24 protein-coding genes are annotated in these 16104 nt (G+C 44.9%); 20 read left to right on the top strand and 4 right to left on the bottom strand.

All coding sequences use genetic code 11. The features are described from left to right. Positions 1–147: 147 nt before the first annotated feature. Positions 148–846 carry a hypothetical protein gene (locus IKW96_RS06845; protein WP_296572206.1) on the top strand — a complete coding sequence of 233 codons (699 nt, stop codon included), beginning with the start codon at positions 148–150 and terminating at the stop codon, positions 844–846. Beyond that, positions 830–1066, top strand: a complete 237-nt coding sequence (locus IKW96_RS06840; protein WP_296572203.1) for a DUF4314 domain-containing protein — start codon at positions 830–832, stop codon at positions 1064–1066. Before IKW96_RS06845 ends, IKW96_RS06840 begins: the two co-directional genes overlap by 17 nt. Positions 1067–1137: 71 nt before the next feature. Here the strand turns inward: IKW96_RS06840 and IKW96_RS14805 are convergent, their stop codons facing one another. Together IKW96_RS14805 and IKW96_RS06835 are read right to left on the bottom strand one after the other, a co-directional pair. Next, entirely contained in the window at positions 1138–1368 is a 231-nt protein-coding gene (locus tag IKW96_RS14805; RefSeq protein WP_367112947.1) for a DUF6718 family protein, read from the bottom strand. Then, entirely contained in the window at positions 1343–1963 is a 621-nt protein-coding gene (locus IKW96_RS06835) for a hypothetical protein (RefSeq protein WP_296572200.1), read from the bottom strand. The genes IKW96_RS14805 and IKW96_RS06835 overlap by 26 nt, the downstream gene beginning before the upstream one ends. Before the next feature lie 400 nt (positions 1964–2363). On the opposite strand from IKW96_RS06835, the gene IKW96_RS06830 reads away from it, so the two are divergent. The 3 genes from IKW96_RS06830 to IKW96_RS06820 all read left to right on the top strand — a co-directional run bounded on the left by IKW96_RS06830 (position 2364) and on the right by IKW96_RS06820 (position 4281). Continuing rightward, on the top strand, positions 2364–3308 hold the full coding sequence (locus tag IKW96_RS06830; protein ID WP_296572198.1) for an amidoligase family protein: 945 nt from the start codon (positions 2364–2366) through the stop codon (positions 3306–3308). A 308-nt stretch (positions 3309–3616) separates the two neighbouring features. Then, entirely contained in the window at positions 3617–4081 is a 465-nt protein-coding gene (locus tag IKW96_RS06825) for a gamma-glutamylcyclotransferase family protein (protein WP_296572195.1), read from the top strand. Further along, positions 4078–4281, top strand: coding sequence for a hypothetical protein (locus IKW96_RS06820; protein ID WP_296572192.1), 204 nt, complete (start codon positions 4078–4080; stop codon positions 4279–4281). Before IKW96_RS06825 ends, IKW96_RS06820 begins: the two co-directional genes overlap by 4 nt. Positions 4282–4369: 88 nt before the next feature. Here the strand turns inward: IKW96_RS06820 and IKW96_RS06815 are convergent, their stop codons facing one another. Continuing rightward, the gene (locus IKW96_RS06815; protein WP_296572189.1) at positions 4370–4555 is read right to left on the bottom strand and encodes a hypothetical protein; all 186 of its coding nucleotides are present in this window, start codon (positions 4553–4555) and stop codon (positions 4370–4372) included. A 314-nt stretch (positions 4556–4869) separates the two neighbouring features. Between IKW96_RS06815 and IKW96_RS06810 the strand changes: the two genes are divergently transcribed. The 4 genes from IKW96_RS06810 (at position 4870) to IKW96_RS06795 (ending at position 7651) form a co-directional block, all read left to right on the top strand. After that, a complete protein-coding gene (locus IKW96_RS06810) occupies positions 4870–5220 on the top strand; it encodes a DUF3846 domain-containing protein (protein WP_296572186.1) in 351 nt (116 codons plus the stop codon). Between the two features lie 18 nt (positions 5221–5238). Then, positions 5239–5478 (top strand): hypothetical protein, encoded by a 240-nt coding sequence (locus IKW96_RS06805; RefSeq protein ID WP_296572183.1) that lies wholly within the window; start codon positions 5239–5241, stop codon positions 5476–5478. Positions 5479–5655: 177 nt separating this feature from the next. After that, a complete protein-coding gene (locus tag IKW96_RS06800; protein WP_296572180.1) occupies positions 5656–5970 on the top strand; it encodes a hypothetical protein in 315 nt (104 codons plus the stop codon). 64 nt (positions 5971–6034) lie between these two features. Next, the gene (locus IKW96_RS06795) at positions 6035–7651 is read left to right on the top strand and encodes a terminase TerL endonuclease subunit (RefSeq protein ID WP_296572177.1); all 1617 of its coding nucleotides are present in this window, start codon (positions 6035–6037) and stop codon (positions 7649–7651) included. Between the two features lie 2 nt (positions 7652–7653). Here the strand turns inward: IKW96_RS06795 and IKW96_RS06790 are convergent, their stop codons facing one another. Next, positions 7654–8076, bottom strand: a complete 423-nt coding sequence (locus IKW96_RS06790; protein WP_296572263.1) for a VanZ family protein — start codon at positions 8074–8076, stop codon at positions 7654–7656. Between the two features lie 237 nt (positions 8077–8313). On the opposite strand from IKW96_RS06790, the gene IKW96_RS06785 reads away from it, so the two are divergent. The 11 genes from IKW96_RS06785 to IKW96_RS06735 all read left to right on the top strand — a co-directional run. Further along, entirely contained in the window at positions 8314–9561 is a 1248-nt protein-coding gene (locus IKW96_RS06785) for a phage portal protein (RefSeq protein ID WP_296572174.1), read from the top strand. Further along, the gene (locus IKW96_RS06780; RefSeq protein ID WP_296572171.1) at positions 9554–10357 is read left to right on the top strand and encodes a head maturation protease, ClpP-related; all 804 of its coding nucleotides are present in this window, start codon (positions 9554–9556) and stop codon (positions 10355–10357) included. The genes IKW96_RS06785 and IKW96_RS06780 overlap by 8 nt, the downstream gene beginning before the upstream one ends. Continuing rightward, positions 10354–11550, top strand: coding sequence for a phage major capsid protein (locus IKW96_RS06775; protein ID WP_296572260.1), 1197 nt, complete (start codon positions 10354–10356; stop codon positions 11548–11550). The genes IKW96_RS06780 and IKW96_RS06775 overlap by 4 nt, the downstream gene beginning before the upstream one ends. Then, on the top strand, positions 11547–11819 hold the full coding sequence (locus IKW96_RS06770) for a head-tail connector protein (RefSeq protein ID WP_296572168.1): 273 nt from the start codon (positions 11547–11549) through the stop codon (positions 11817–11819). Before IKW96_RS06775 ends, IKW96_RS06770 begins: the two co-directional genes overlap by 4 nt. Next, positions 11819–12172 (top strand): phage head closure protein, encoded by a 354-nt coding sequence (locus IKW96_RS06765; RefSeq protein ID WP_296572166.1) that lies wholly within the window; start codon positions 11819–11821, stop codon positions 12170–12172. Before IKW96_RS06770 ends, IKW96_RS06765 begins: the two co-directional genes overlap by 1 nt. Positions 12173–12191: 19 nt before the next feature. Beyond that, positions 12192–12527, top strand: a complete 336-nt coding sequence (locus tag IKW96_RS06760) for an HK97 gp10 family phage protein (protein ID WP_296572164.1) — start codon at positions 12192–12194, stop codon at positions 12525–12527. Next, complete coding sequence (locus IKW96_RS06755) at positions 12524–12841, top strand: hypothetical protein (RefSeq protein ID WP_296572161.1); 318 nt, start codon at positions 12524–12526, stop codon at positions 12839–12841. The genes IKW96_RS06760 and IKW96_RS06755 overlap by 4 nt, the downstream gene beginning before the upstream one ends. A 2-nt stretch (positions 12842–12843) precedes the next feature. Beyond that, a complete protein-coding gene (locus tag IKW96_RS06750) occupies positions 12844–13461 on the top strand; it encodes a major tail protein (protein ID WP_296572158.1) in 618 nt (205 codons plus the stop codon). 11 nt (positions 13462–13472) lie between these two features. Next, on the top strand, positions 13473–13853 hold the full coding sequence (locus IKW96_RS06745; protein WP_296572155.1) for a hypothetical protein: 381 nt from the start codon (positions 13473–13475) through the stop codon (positions 13851–13853). Positions 13854–14383: 530 nt separating this feature from the next. After that, positions 14384–15658 carry an ATP-binding protein gene (locus tag IKW96_RS06740; protein ID WP_367112946.1) on the top strand — a complete coding sequence of 425 codons (1275 nt, stop codon included), beginning with the start codon at positions 14384–14386 and terminating at the stop codon, positions 15656–15658. Between the two features lie 254 nt (positions 15659–15912). Continuing rightward, positions 15913–16104 (top strand): PF20097 family protein (locus IKW96_RS06735; protein ID WP_296572152.1); only part of this gene is annotated, 192 nt, incomplete at its 3' end.

Raw genomic sequence — 16104 nt, 5'->3', positions numbered from 1 at the left:
CTTTGGTTTCTGTTACTATGATTATACAGCGCATCCGCTGATATGTCAATATCTTGAGACGTTGTAATATGCACAAATCAGAGCCTCGTGTTATTCACATATTCTCCCTTTTACAGTCTTGCTATCTGTGCGATTAAGAGTTAATATGTGACTACGATAAAACGCCGCATAAGCGGAACACAGGAGGTCACTATGGAGATAAAGTATAACATTGAAAAGGATAAGCGTAAAGCACTGGCTGAGAAAATCGGAGAGCTTGCAGACTTTGATGTACGCTACTGCGGAGTTCCAAGCTGCGCTTATCAGATCGGATTCTTTACACTAGACAAAGATGCAGTTCTTTCATTTCCTGACAGAGAGGACACTGAAATAATTGAGCGCGTGCTTGAAGGGCTCGAAAAAGAAGGATATACTTCTGAGGATGAATCGGAAATACTTACAATATCCATGCCGAAGGATATGCTCAATGAGGAAGCAATATCCAATCTGCGCCGGATAATAGCTAACAAGGAGCAGCTTTTCAAGCGGGCTCTGGGCACAAATTCCCTTGAAATCACAGAGAGTGAGGAAACCATTGATTTCCAATGGTTTACAGTCACAGAAGCTGATGACGCACAGGTATACAGCCAGTTCATTACTATGCTCTGCGAGTTTGCGAAAAACCAGAAGCGCGTCAACAATAAGCCCGATACCAGCGACAACGAGAAGTACGCAATGCGGTGCTTCCTGCTTAGAATAGGCATGATTGGCAGCGAATACAAGTCTGCAAGACGGGTTATTCTCCGAAATCTTCCGGGCAACACCGCATTCCGTCACGGAGGTGAAAAGAATGCGATTTCCAAGTAAAACTGAGATAGAGCGCCTGCGGAAGCTATACCCAAAAGGCACAATGATACGCCTTATAAGCATGGCTGAGGAGCCTTTTCCCCTTCCGGCAGGCAGTATCGGCGAAGTTGAAATGGTCGATGACGCCGGCAACATAAACATGAAATGGGAATGCGGCAGAGGTCTCGCACTCATTGCCGACGCTGACACGTTTGAAGTCATAACGGCAGATCCCAAATAATAGAGCACCAAATACATTATTATACCTTCCTCGTAAACTTAACAAAAGAAAGAGCTTGCATAAGCAAGCTCTTACTTTGTTAATTCCTTTGCTTTATTCACAAACTCTGATTCGCTCTGTACAAAATTATATGGCGCATATTCACCGAAAGCTGTAGGTCGACTAACCGTAACAATCTGTATTCCCTTTGAACCAATTTCTTTGTATAGTTGTCTTTTAATACTCGCAATATGCGTACCACTTTGAGTTTTAAAAGCAAAACAACCTCTGCGGTTCTTATTTTTTGCCACTAGATAAATCATACAGCACCTCCTCAAAAGATTTATTGTCTTTTATTACACCCTCTTCATACTTCAGACGCATTATACGCCCATACTCCAAAGGATAATTCTTTTTGTATAAATAATCATGTAGCCAGTTATTAAGCTGTCTATCATAATAAGTATTGAATTGTATCTCTATTGGATAATGATAGTTATCAAATTGATAGTAAACGTGAACACCTCTGTACCCATCATCGTTTGCTTTCCCTTTTGACATATCAGCGATACGAAGTGTATCAACCTTATCGTTTAATAATGGCTCATAACTATCGCAAAACGCACGGAACCCCAAAATATCATTAAATGCTTTACAAGCTTGTGTATTCGGGTAATAACGGTCAAATTTGCTTTCAATAGATTCATAAGCCTTTACTCGAAAGTCAAGAGAAACCTGAGATACAATATCAAGACTATCAAGCCAATCGGCATAAGTAAATAATTCATCGATCAAAGCTTCTTTATCAAAGTGCCCTAAGGTTCGCTTGAGTGATTTTCCTAATTTGCTTTCATAAGAATAGCTTTTGAGCAAATCTGCAGATAAACCATTACACTCTAAAATATCACGTATAAGCAATAACCAACACCTCTTTACTTACCTTTATTTTATTATACTATATTCAAAAAGAAAAGTCAATGTTATTCTAAGTATTTCCACATGTTACTAAATGCTTTTTATAGCGAAATTAAAAGCCTTAACGAAGACTTATAAGTCGTCAATCGGTACTGCGCTATTCTTTTAACAATCAATAGCGTTTGTAATCGTAACTTAAAGTATGACGGTAACTTTTTTATGTGTAAAAGTTTTGGAGTATGTTGCCATAAGAATGTCATGCTTATAAAGGGTGTAAATACACCAATCATTGAAGCTGTATATTTGCCTATATTCTGTAGTTTTAGCGGCTTGATATATCCTCCGTTCAGAGTTAATATGTACACAACGAAAGGGAAACAAACCCAAACAGGAGGATACAAAAATGACTGAGAAAACTGCAAACCAGATTGCAAGAATGAAGGAGCAGACAATAGGCTGCGAAGTTGAAATGAACAACATCACAAGGCGCTCCGCCGCACAGGTTGCCGCAGACTTCTTCGGCACACACAGATTCGAAAACACCGCAAGCCGCAACGGCTACTGCACATGGAGCGCATGGGATACACAGGGCAGAGAATGGAAATTTCAAAGGGATTGCAGTATCAGCGGACCTGACGACGAAAAATGCGAACTGGTAACACCAATACTTACCTACGCAGACATCGAGCTTTTACAGGAGCTTATACGCCGCCTGAGAAAAGCCGGAGCAATCAGCCACGCAGGAGTTGGCGCAGGAGTACACATTCACATCGGCGCAAACGGACACACACCGCAGACGCTTCGCAACCTTGCAAACATCATGGCGAGCCACGAGGAGCTTATCGCAGAAGCCTTGAAGCTCAACGCAAACCGCATGGCAAGATACTGCCGCACCATTAACCCGGAATTCGTCAGAATGATAAACGCCAAGAAGCCCCGAACAATGGCTCAGCTTGCAGACATCTGGTACACCGCGAACCACGCAACCTACGGCAGAAACGAGCACTACAACGACAGCCGCTACCACATGACAAACTACCATGCAGTTTTCACCAAGGGCACCATTGAGTTCAGACTTTTTGAATTTGAAAAGCCTGCAAACGGCAAGAGAAACGGACTTCACGCAGGACGCCTCAAGAGCTACATTCAGCTTTGCCTCGCGCTTAGCCAAATGGCAAAGGACCTGAGAAGCGCCAGCCCCAAGCCACAGCAGCACGAGAACCCCACCTTCGCAATGAGAACCTGGCTTATGAGAATGGGCTTCATTGGCGACGAATTCGCAACCGCAAGAGATGTCCTAACCAAGAACCTTACCGGCGACAATGCCTTCCGCTTCGGCAGACCTTGAAAAAGGTCTGCGGTGGCCTCCGGGAGCCTCCACAATGCCCTGTAAGGCCGACCAAGCATCTTATTCCTTAAACTATACCATTTGCAAGCAGAATAGCCTTAAAAGCCATTCTGAGCAATCCTGAGCGAAGCCATATATTACACAAGAAGCTGTGCAAAACTGCAACGGATATTCTGTACATTCAGCCACTTGATATATCCACTGTAAAGAGTTAATATTTGACTACCGGAACGGAAAAAGCCTACCACCGCCGCCATAGTGCGGCTTAAGGTGGTGAAGGCGGTCGCCTTCGGAAAGGAATGAATGCAATGAGTAAATATTACCTTGCCTATGGCTCAAACCTCAATGTCCGCCAGATGCGGTACCGTTGTCCGGAAGCTCGAATAGTCGGTATAAGCGTCATCAAAAACTACGAGCTTCTCTACAAAGGAAGCAAAACCGGCGCTTACCTTACCATTGAAAAGAAAAAAGGAAGCCTTGTTCCCGTTGCGGTCTGGGAAGTTTCCGACGCTGACGAATCAAGACTTGACATCTACGAAGGTTGTCCCGATTTTTACTACAAGAAGAATATACGGCTTCCCGTGAAGCTTATTAGGAACAGCAAAACCAAAGAACTGGACGCATTCGTGTATATCATGCACGAGGAGCGCAAGCTGGGAGTTCCCACAACTGCATATATCTGCACCTGCGAGGAGGGCTACGGCTTCTTCAGATTTGACACAGCCTTTCTTGACAAGGCTTACAATAAAAGTGCAAAGGAGGCCAAAAAATGAAAAACGATGTAACTGAGGAGCATATCTGCCCCAGATGCGGACAGCCATACACCGCACACCCTGCACTTTCCCGAACAGATAACGAAACTCTTATCTGCCCAGACTGCGGAACTCGTGAAGCCCTTGAATCCATAGGAATCTCTCGCGAGGAACAGGACAAGATACTGGGAATTATTCATACCAAATACGACGCTGAATAACGCGTTTCTTTTGCCACTGTGGGCCAGGAAAAAGTATCTCCTATTGGTTATGCCTTATGGCTTCCTGCCCCACAGCTGGCCTTTTTTGTTAAGTTTCAGGCCCGTCTTTGCCAGTTGTTCCAGGCTTTCTTACAGGATTGTAATCGCACTGGAGTTCCATTTCTGCGATAGGTCCGCCATCATCATTGTTATTGTCATTAAACAGACTTCTAATTTCTTCGTCACTGGCAAACTGACGCTTGTCAAGCTTATCAAAAAGCTCTTCAATATCCATGATTCTCCCCTCCTTTCTTGAGCCATTATAGCACGCAGTATCCATAATAGCAATACTTTTAAAACAAGTTTAGAGAAATGGCTAAATCGAATCTTTACGCTGAATAATAATAGATATATATATATTTATATTATTATTTTGCTCCAATTCAGCTTTTAGTAAAGATGCATAAAACAGAAGGAATTATTACACAACTGCCCCCTTGTATTCGAGGCATTATTCTGTAGTTTTAGCGGCTTGATATATCACCAGTTCAGAGGTAATATGTGTGTACCGCAAGAAAAGCGGAATAAAGCTATAAAGGAGCAATTCACATGAAAATCTTAATATGCAAACCCGGCAAGCGCCCATACGAAAAGGACATCGAACACACCCTTGAGAACCTGCAGAAAATAGTCGGCGGATATATCCAGGCAATTTACCCTTACGATGAACAAGTTGCAGTTATATGCAACGAAGACGGACTTTTCCTCGACCTTGAATGGAACAGAGTAGTTGAAAAATACGGACCTATCAAAGGAACCTTCTTTGTATGTGGACTTGACTTAGATGACTTCTGCGACCTTACTGATGAACAGGTTGAGCGGTATAAAAGGCGTTTCTGGAATCCCGAAATGCTTATCCCGACACCTGAAGGAATGATACAGGTTGTCCTGCATGACTAAGGAAGCAGGTGCAGTATTATGTGGAAGGAAGGCACGATTGGAATTCCGAAAAAGGAAGGCAGCTACACAGTAGTTCACTACTGGGCAAAGGTTTACAAAAAGAAAAGCAGGTACGGAATTGACGGCGGCAAAATAAGCAAGGCAACGCTGAAAATCAATGGCGAGGTTGTTTATAACTACGACCGGGGCCTTGATGTTCCTCCACAGAACGAGGCAGCAGAAAAGGCGTTGGCGATTCTCCTATACGAATTCAACTGAAACAACAATGGCGGCAACCGGAAGGAAGCCGCCTTTTATATATCCTATCATAATTTACACAATCGTTGGCAATGTGTATTTGCCTATATTCTGTAGTTTTAGCGTCTTGATATATCTTCCGTTCAGAGTTAATATGTACATACCGAAAGGGAAAACAACACACAGGAGGATACAAAAATGGTAAACTACGGAACAGCACTGGCAAGGGCAAAGGCAATAAAAACAAACTGGAACGAGGAAGAGTACATTGCAAAGGCATTAATTACCTGGGCAGACAGCGATTACGAATACGAGCTTGAAGTTGAAAACGAAGGCGAATCCGACAACGAGTTTACCGCATGGATTGAAGAAAACGCCGAAGCTTTAGCAAGAGAAGCAGCAGAAGCTAAGGGAAGAAACTTCGACGAGCTTATCGGAATTGACTACGAAAACGACTACATTGACGATGACGCAGCTTTTGATGAAGGATACTGGGCTGCCTGCGAAGAATAAAAAATCAGAGCCGAAAGGCTCTGTTTTTCTGACCTGAAACTGTCCTATGGACAGTATTTGCTGCATGGGAGGTGTAATTCTGAGGAAGCTGAAAAACTACAAACCTACCAAATTCATGGCGGAGGATTCTCACTATGACAAAGCTGCCGCTGACTATGCGGTCAATTTTATCGAGTGCCTCGCCCATACCAAAGGCACATGGGCGGGAAAGCCGTTCGAGCTAATTGACTGGCAGGAGCGCATAATCCGCGACCTGTTCGGCGTTCTGAAGCCCAACGGCTACCGGCAGTTCAACACTGCATACATCGAAATACCAAAGAAAAACGGCAAGTCCGAGCTTGCTGCTGCGGTCGCCCTGCTGCTTACCTGCGGCGACGGTGAGGAACGTGCAGAAGTATACGGCTGCGCTGCTGACAGGCAGCAGGCGGCTATCGTTTTTGATGTCGCCGCCGATATGGTTCGGATGTGTCCGGCGCTGAATAAACGAGTTAAGATACTGACCTCGCAGAAGCGAATCGTATACACGCCGACCAACAGTTTCTATCAGGTGCTTTCCGCCGAGGCGTACAGCAAGCACGGCTTCAACATTCACGGAGTCGTGTTCGATGAGCTGCATACCCAGCCCAACCGAAAGCTCTTTGACGTTATGACAAAAGGCTCCGGCGATGCTCGAATGCAGCCGCTGTATTTTCTGATTACAACCGCAGGCACGGACACCAATTCCATCTGCTACGAGCAGCACCAGAAGGCGCAGGATATTCTTGAAGGGCGCAAGATCGATAAGACCTTCTACCCGGTCATCTACGGCGCTCCCGATGATGCCGACTGGACTTCGCCGGAGGTGTGGAAGAATTCAAATCCGTCACTGGGTGAAACAATCGGCATGGACAAGGTGGAAGCCGCCTGCGAATCCGCAAAGCAGAACCCCGGCGAGGAGAACGCCTTCCGTCAGCTCCGCCTCAATCAGTGGGTGAAGCAGACGGTGCGCTGGATGCCGATGCACAAGTGGGACGCCTGCAAGGTTGATTTTGACGAATCGCTTCTGGAAGGGCGTGTATGTTACGGCGGTCTTGACCTCTCGTCCACGACGGACATAACCGCATTTGTGCTGGTCTTTCCACCAACTGACGAGGACGACCATTATTATATTCTGCCGTATTTCTGGCTGCCGGAGGAAACGCTTGACCTGCGCGTCCGGCGCGACCATGTGCCGTATGACCTCTGGCAGCGGCAGGGCTTCCTGATGACGACCGAGGGCAACGTCGTTCACTACGGCTTCATCGAAAACTTCATCGACGAGCTTGGCACCCGTTTCAATATCCGGGAGATTGCCTTCGACCGCTGGGGCGCGGTGCAGATGAGCCAGAACCTTGAGGGGCTGGGCTTCACGCTGGTGCAGTTCGGTCAGGGCTATCGTGATATGTCGCCGCCGACCAAAGAACTGATGAAGCTGACGCTGGAGCAGAAGATCGCCCACAACGGGCATCCAGTGCTGCGCTGGAATATGGACAACATTTTCATCAAGCGCGATCCCGCAGGAAACATCAAGCCGGATAAAGAAAAATCCACCGAAAAAATCGATGGATCTGTTGCAACTATTATGGCTCTCGACCGTGCGATCCGCTGCGGAAACGACACCGGCGATAGCATTTATGATGAGAGAGATTTGCTGGTGTTGTAGAGTTACAAATCAGAATTTGTGGCTTTTCGTATAGCAAATATGACACAAGCTCCAATCATAACACCGCTCGTATTTAATATTATGTCATCAATATCTGTATGCCTTTCGGGACATATCAATTGGGACAGCTCAATAAAGATAATAAAACAAATCCCTGCGAACATAGTTTTTTTGATATTATCAAGCTTGCGAAAACAGATAGGCCATACTATTCCTACAGGTATAAACATTGCTATGTTCCCGATAATATTGATAAGCCATCCATCATATCTGTCAAAGAGAAAAAAGAACGGGATTAAACTTACCATGTCAGACGGTGTCTTTGAAAATCCAATCGTTAGTGTACCTATTTTTCCATCAACAAAATGTAACGGGAAGTATACAAATCTAGCAATAACTATTAGGCATATGTATACAAGAAGCATCTGTAGTTCACGTTTTACCGAAAACTTCTTGAATCTGATCGCAATTATGAATCGCACAATTATCCAAATGAGAGTTATAAAAATAAACATCTGTAGATAGGAAATCTCAATCATAGTCACTGCCTCATCCTTTCTTTAGCAGATAGCTTGATAAATTCCAATTTGAAGCGGAAACCACCGCTTTTCCATATTATATCATACGCCCATAGAAAAAGTCAACCGAAAGGAGTGATGCACATGGGTATTTTCAGTGGACTGTTCCGGTCACGGGACAAGCCGAAGGACAGCTACGACAGCCCGTCCTACAGCTATTTCTTCGGACGGACACAGGCAGGCAAGCGTGTCAATGACCGCACGGCTATGCAGATCATCGCAGTTTATGCCTGCGTGAGAGTTTTGTCGGAGGCGATCGCACAATTGCCCCTGCACGTTTATCAATACACCGACAGAGGAAAAGAGCGAGTGCCGAAGCACCCGCTATATTTTTTGCTGCACGACCAGCCCAATCCGGAAATGACATCTTTCGTATTCCGGGAAACGCTGATGGCACACCTGCTGATCTATGGCAATGCCTATGCGCAGATCATCCGGAACGGCAGAGGTGACGTCATCGGGCTGTATACGCTGATGCCGGATAAGGTGCGTGTTGACCGTGATGATCGCGGCAGGCTCATTTACCGCTACAGCCGATATGACGAACACAACCCGAATTTCAAGCAGCAGGGCGAGCTGATTCTTCCTATGGAACAGGTGTTGCATATTCCCGGACTGGGCTTTGACGGTCTGGTCGGATACAGCCCCATTGCAATGGCAAAAAATGCACTCGGTCTGGCGGTCGCCTGTGATGAGTACGGCTCGTCCTTCTTCGCAAACGGCGCAGCACCCTCTGCGGTGCTGGAGCATCCGGGCGTGATCAAAAATCCGGAGCGTGTGCGTGAGGCTTGGCAGCGGGCATACGGCAGCAGCAATGCGCACAAGACAGCGATCTTGGAGGAGGGCATGAAATACACGCCCATCTCCATTCCAAACAACGAGGCGCAGTTCCTTGAAACCCGTAAATTTCAGATTGAGGAGATCGCAAGGCTTTACCGTGTGCCGCTGCATATGATCGGCGATCTCGATCATGCGACGTTCAGCAACATCGAGCATCTGTCACTCGAATTCGTTAAATACACCCTTGATCCGTGGCTGGTACGCTGGGAACAGGGACTACAGAAGGCGCTTCTTTCGGATTCCGAAAAGGGGCGCTATTTCATTAAATTCAATGTGGAAGGTCTGCTGCGCGGCGATTATGCAAGCCGTATGCAGGGATATGCTACTGCAAGACAAAACGGCTGGCTGTCCGCTAATGATATACGTGAGCTCGAGGATATGAATGCCATCCCCGATGAGGAAGGTGGCAATCTGTATCTGGTGAACGGCAGCTTTACAAAACTTAAAGACGCAGGCGCTTTTGCAAACAAAGGAGGTAATTCAGATGAATAAATTCTGGAACTGGGTACGCAACGAAGATACAAATGCTGCGGAGCTCATATTCAATGGTCCCATATCCGAGGATACATGGTTCGGTGATGAGATCACACCAGCAATGTTTCGAAGCGAACTGTCAAAAGTATCAGGTGATCTCACTGTATGGATCAATTCTCCAGGAGGAGATGTTTTTGCAGCTTCGCAGATATACACCATGCTGCGTAATCACAAGGGTAAAGTTACTGTCAAGATCGATGGTATTGCCGCAAGTGCCGCTTCTGTTGTCGCCATGGCAGGCGATGAAACCCTTATAGCTCCCACAGGTATGCTTATGATACATAACCCTGCAACTATAGCTATCGGCAATAAATCCGATATGGAACAGGCTATAAAACTCCTTGACGAGGTTAAGGAGAGTATTATAAACGCATACGAGGAGAAGTCTCATCAGTCACGTGCAAAAATAGCACATATGATGGACGAGGAAACATGGCTCAATGCCAAGAAAGCTTTGTCTCTCGGCCTTGTTGACGGTATTCTTTTTGACGACAAAAACAACGATAAACCGACAGATAACGACACTCCCGCTGAAGAGGATACGGACGGAAATACGCCTGATGTGGACGAGCCTGACAAGGCCAACGGCAAGCTTAAAAGGCGTAAAACCGAGGATATTTCAGCTATGTCATACTCTGCCGCCAATACAATGGAGAGCCTTATCAAGAGAATCTCCGCATTATATACACCTGTTACAGGTACACCAATCGAACAGCTGGATAAAAGGCTGTCATTACTTAGGAGGGATGTCTGATGACAATACAGGAACTCAGAGAAAAAAGAGCAAAGGCATGGGATACAGCCCGTGACTTCCTCGATTCAAAACGTAATGCAAATGGTTTGCTTTCCGAAGAAGACAGCAAGACCTACGACGCACTGGAACAGACTATCGTAGATCTCGGCAAGGAGATCGAGCGTATGGAAAGAGCCGAGCGCATCGGTCAGGAACTTAACGCGGCAACCACAAAGCCAGTTGTAGAAACTCCAGGAGCTCATGTAATCGATACTCCCAAACATTCCACAGCTGACGCCGAATACAGCAAGGCTTTCTGGAACAGCGTCCGCAACCGTAACTGGATCGATGTACGCAACGACCTGCAGGTAGGCGAAGATGCAGAGGGCGGCTATCTCGTCCCTGATGAGTTTGAGAAAAAGCTCATTGAAGCCCTTGAAGAGGAAAACGTATTCCGCCCGCTTGCAACAAGAATTCAGACTTCAAGCGGAGATAGAAAGATACCGGTTGTAACTTCAAAGGGCGAAGCGGTATGGATGGAGGAAGAGGAAGCATTTACTCTCTCTGATGACTCTTTCGGTCAGCTTTCGCTCTCTGCATACAAGGTCGGTACAGCTATAAAGATATCTGAAGAGCTTCTTAATGACTCTGTCTTCGATCTCCCTGCGTATATTGCAAAGGAATTCGCCCGCAGGATCGGTGCAAAGGAAGAAGAGGCATTCCTTACCGGTGACGGTATAGGCAAGCCTACGGGCATTTTCGCGGCAACTGGAGGAACTCAGGAAGGCTGTACTACTTCAGGTGCAAATATCACCTTCGATGATATGATAGAGCTGTTTTATTCTCTAAAGTCTCCATACCGAAAAAAGGCAAAGTGGATACTCAATGAGCAGACAGTAAAGGCTCTGCGTAAGATCAAGGACAATACCGGAAACTATATCTGGCAGCCAAGTGTATCTAACGGCATACCTGATACAATACTTAATCATCCATATATCACGTCTGTCTATGTACCTACTGCAGAGGCAGGTAACAGAGCTATAGCATTCGGTGACTACAGTTATTACTGGATAGCAGACCGTCAGGGACGCAGTATGAAGCGACTTAACGAGCTTTTTGCTATGAATGGTCAGATTGGCTTCCTTGCCTCACAGCGTGTAGACGGTAAGCTCATACTTCCGGAAGCTGTAAAGGTGCTGACCATGAAGGCATGATAACTCTAAATGAAGTCAAGAACTATCTCCGTGTAGACCATACGGAGGATGATAAGCTTATCATTTCCCTTATAGATACTGCAAAATCACTGGTGCAGGATGTCGGGAGAATGGACGACGCGGCACTTGCGGTGAATGAGGCAACCACGCGTCAGGCTATGCTGTATACAATATCATACCTCTATGAGAACCGCAATACTGCTGACTATCATAAGCTGACACTTACACTGAGAGCTCTGTTATTTGCACAGCGTGAAGGAGTGATGTAATGGAAATTGGAATGCTTAATCAGCGGATATCCTTTCTTGAGCATCACACCAGAAAGGATAACATCGGAAACCATAAAGCTCAGTGGGAGGAAGTTTTCTCCTGTTGGGCTAATGTTACGCCTAATTCCTCAACGGAAACTACGGATGCAGGTGTAACAAAAGAGATATATTCTATAGAGTTCATAGTGCGCCAGACGGCTGATACAATGCGTATCAATCCTACAACACACAGAGTTCAGTTTCGTGGACTGACCTACAATATCGATGGTATACTGCCTAATTACAAGTCTATGGACTATATGAAGATAATAGCAGGTACACGAAAGGCTGGTGAACAGGATGACTTCTATTGATGATATGGCAGATATAATTATGAAAGGCCTTACAGAATATGCAGACCTTGCTGATACAGCTATGAAAGCTGCTGTAAAAAAGACAGCAACCTCTGTCAAAAAGGAAATATCTGCAAATGCTCCCAAGAGCAGCGGTAAATACCGTAAGAGCTGGACAACTAAGAAAACTAAGGAAAAAAGTCATACATTGGAGATGACAGTTCATTCCAAAGATCGCTACCAGCTTGCACACCTGCTTGAAAAAGGTAATGCAAAGCGTAATGGCGGTCGTGTATCCGGCAAGCCTCATATAGCACCTGCGGAAGCGCATGGAGAAGATATGCTTACAGATCTGATAAAGGAGGCGCTGTCGTGACCTATGAAGAAATCAATGAAATGATACAGGAGATCGGTTTCCCGTTTGCCTATCACCACTTTGCCGAGGGCGAGTCGCCCAGACCGCCCTTCCTTATATTCCTGTCTCCAGGGGAAAATACCTTCGGAGCAGATAACCTTATGTATCACAGTTTCAAGATGCTGAATATTGAACTATATACAGATGAGAAGTCTCCTGAAGCAGAAAGGCGTCTGGAGGAAGTTCTGACACAGCATAATATATTTTATACTAAAACAGAGGCCTACATACTGAGCGAACAGCTATATGAGGTTCTTTATGAAATGGAGGTCTGAAAATGGCTTTAAGTAAAAACAAGGTCAAATTTGGCCTTAACAAGGTTCACTGGGCAAAGATCACAGCATGGTCTGATGAGGGCGTTCCGACCTTTGCAACGCCTGTGCGCCTGCCCGGTGCGGTATCGCTTTCCATCGATGCCAACGGCGAAAACGAGAACTTTTATGCCGATAACAGTGTATATTACGTTATAAACAACAATGCAGGCTATAACGGAGATCTTGAGGTAGCTCTTATCACTACTGACTTTGCCACAGAAATACTGGGTGAACAGCTTGATGCAAAGGGTGTACTTGTAGAGCGAAATGATGCGGAGACATCGCAGTTCGCTCTTTTGTTTGAGTTTGACGGTGACAAGAATCACATACGTCACGCTCTATATTGCTGTTCAGCATCCCGTCCTGCAAATGAAGGAGAGACTACTGAGGAGAGCAAGTCTGTCAAGACGGAAAAGCTCTCCCTCAAGGCATCGGCGCTGCCTAATGGTCTGGTGAAGTCCAAGACCTGCGAAAGCACTGACCAGACCACCTACGACAACTGGTACAATGCGGTTTATATGCCTACTGCAAATACTCAGAATACCAACAATACAGCCAAAGCTGCTAAGGCGGCAGAATAAGGAGATGTATCATGGCAATTAAGAAAACTATCACCGTTGACGGTATAGAAGTACCATTCAAGGCAAGTGCCGCTGTACCACGTCTTTACCGTCTTAAATTCCGCAGGGACATTTACAGGGACTTTTCTGAATTACAATCCAACGTACAGGCAGAGTATGAGGAAAGTTCCGCTCTTGACATCGAGAGTCTTGAGGTGTTCGAGAACATCGCATACATCATGGCGAAACACGCTGATCCGGAGAACGTCCCCGACAATCCGGACGACTGGCTCGAACGTTTCAACACATTCTCTATCTACGAGATGCTGCCGCAGCTCATCGAGTTGTGGGGACTCAATGTGGAGACGCAGGCGGAGTCTAAAAAAAACATCGCAAAACTGACCGCCCGATGACAACACCGTTGTTCCTCCTGAGATGTAAACAGCTCGGCCTTACATTGACCGAGCTGGATATGCTTACGATAGGTATAATTAATGATATGTTCACCGAGCGTGAAAATGATGATTTTGATGGGTGGACAGAGGTCGCTTCTCAAAGCGATATGGATGCATTTTGATTGTTTATGAATACACCTTTTTTATTATACCACACTACTTGGAAAAGTCAAGATGAATTTATAAAACATCCGTAATATCCTGTGATGGCGATGCATGTGAATTTCGATTTCTGTACTCACACGTGAAAAAAATGCAGAATGGAGCAAAAAAATCAGGAGAATAAACGCTGTAGAAAAGGATATAATGGTTCCATAGGCATTTGGTATATGCATTTAAATCTGAAAGGGTGTACATTCTGCAAAAATTTCACTTGAAGCCTTGACTTTGAAGCAGAATTTGGTTATAATAAAAGAGCAAAGGTGAAAAAAACGTTCCAATCTGCAAAAAAATCAGAGGTGATGAAAGTGTTTCCAAGAAGTCAATATTTGAAGGAGATCATTGCTTTAAAGGATAATGGTCGTGTCAAGATCATTACAGGGCTTCGAAGATGTGGAAAGTCCGTACTTCTGTTTGAAATCTACAGAGACTACCTTGTTAATGAAGGCGTTGCTTCTGAACAAATTATCGGCGTGGCTCTCGATGAATTAAGCAATGCAAAGTACAGAAACCCGATGGAACTTGATAAGTTCTTCCGTGAGAAGATAACTGACAGCAGTAAAAGATACTATCTTTTTATCGATGAGATTCAGATGGTGTCAGAAATCCAAAATCCATATGTGGATGATCCCGAAGCAAAAATAGGTTTTGTAGATGTAGTGCTTGGACTGATGAAAATCAAGAATGCAGATGTATATATTACAGGAAGCAACTCGAAGATGCTGTCATCTGATATCCTCACGCAGTTCAGAGACAGAGGGGATGAGATTAAAGTTTATCCATTGTCTTTTGCGGAGTTCTACGATGCTTATGAGGGGGATAAACGTGAAGCCTGGCAGGAATACTACACTTATGGTGGTATGCCAGTTGTCTTATCAATGGATACCCATGAAAAGAAGAGCAAATACCTTCGTGATTTGTTTGAAAGAACTTATTTGAAGGATGTATTGGAAAGAAACAAGGTTATGAACGACGAGGTTGTTCTTGCTACTTTACTTGATGTGATTGCCTCCGGAGTTGGGGCTCTTACCAACCCGAGCAAGTTGTCAAATACATTCAAGACTGAGAACAAGATCACAGTTGCTCCTGAAACTATTGATAAATACCTTGGATATTTCATGGATGCCTATTTGATTCAAAAGGCAGTAAGGTACGATGTGAAGGGCAGAAAATATATCAAGACCCCTTCGAAGTATTACTATTCCGATCCGGGGCTTAGAAATGCAAGACTTGGTTTCAGGCAGATTGAAGAAACGCATCTTATGGAGAACGTCCTCTACAACGACCTGATTCGAAGAGGATGTGATGTAGATGTTGGAGTTGTCGAGATTGCAACAATGGAGGACGGAAAAAAGATAAGGAAGCAGCTGGAAGTGGACTTTGTTGTAAATAGAGGAAACGATAGATATTATATTCAGTCTGCACTTACAATTGCTGATCCGGAAAAGAAAAAACAGGAAATAGCATCGCTCTTAAGAATACCGGATTCTTTCAAGAAAATAGTTGTTGTCAGGGATTATCTTAAGCCATATAAGGATGACAATGGTATTCAGTATGTTGGAATCGAACATTTCCTGAGAGATGAAAGTATTCTCACAAGCTAAGATGAAACCAAAGGCACGTTGTCAAGCGGAATGTGATTCTGCCATGTATGCCAGCAATGTTGTAATAGAAAACATTTTTTAGCACTTGCTATCAATTAGCAGGTGCTTTATTTATCACCTCACGAAGAAGCACGTAGGACAGGCGGATTTCGATGCGTTCTGATAGACTTTTTCTTCCTACTGTGCTATAATTCTGGTATAGTGAAGCTGCAGGGCTTTCGCTGTGAAATCGGAATTTGCAGAGGAGGATCAATATGAAATGCCCATATTGTAAAAAAGAAATGGAATTAGGATTTATTCAAAGTCCGCAGGAGATCTCATGGAAGAAAGGCGACAAAAGGCCGCTCTTGGGTCGGGCACAGTTTCATGAAGGTTCTGTGATTCTTTCAGAACTATCCTTTCTGAAGGGATCTGCTGTTACAGCTTTCCTCTGTAGAGAATGCAAG

This window comes from Ruminococcus sp., from assembly GCF_017549005.1.
Taxonomy (GTDB): domain Bacteria; phylum Bacillota; class Clostridia; order Oscillospirales; family Ruminococcaceae; genus Ruminococcus.
Note: the sequence above shows the minus strand (reverse complement) of the source record. Positions and strands in the feature narration are given on the sequence as shown.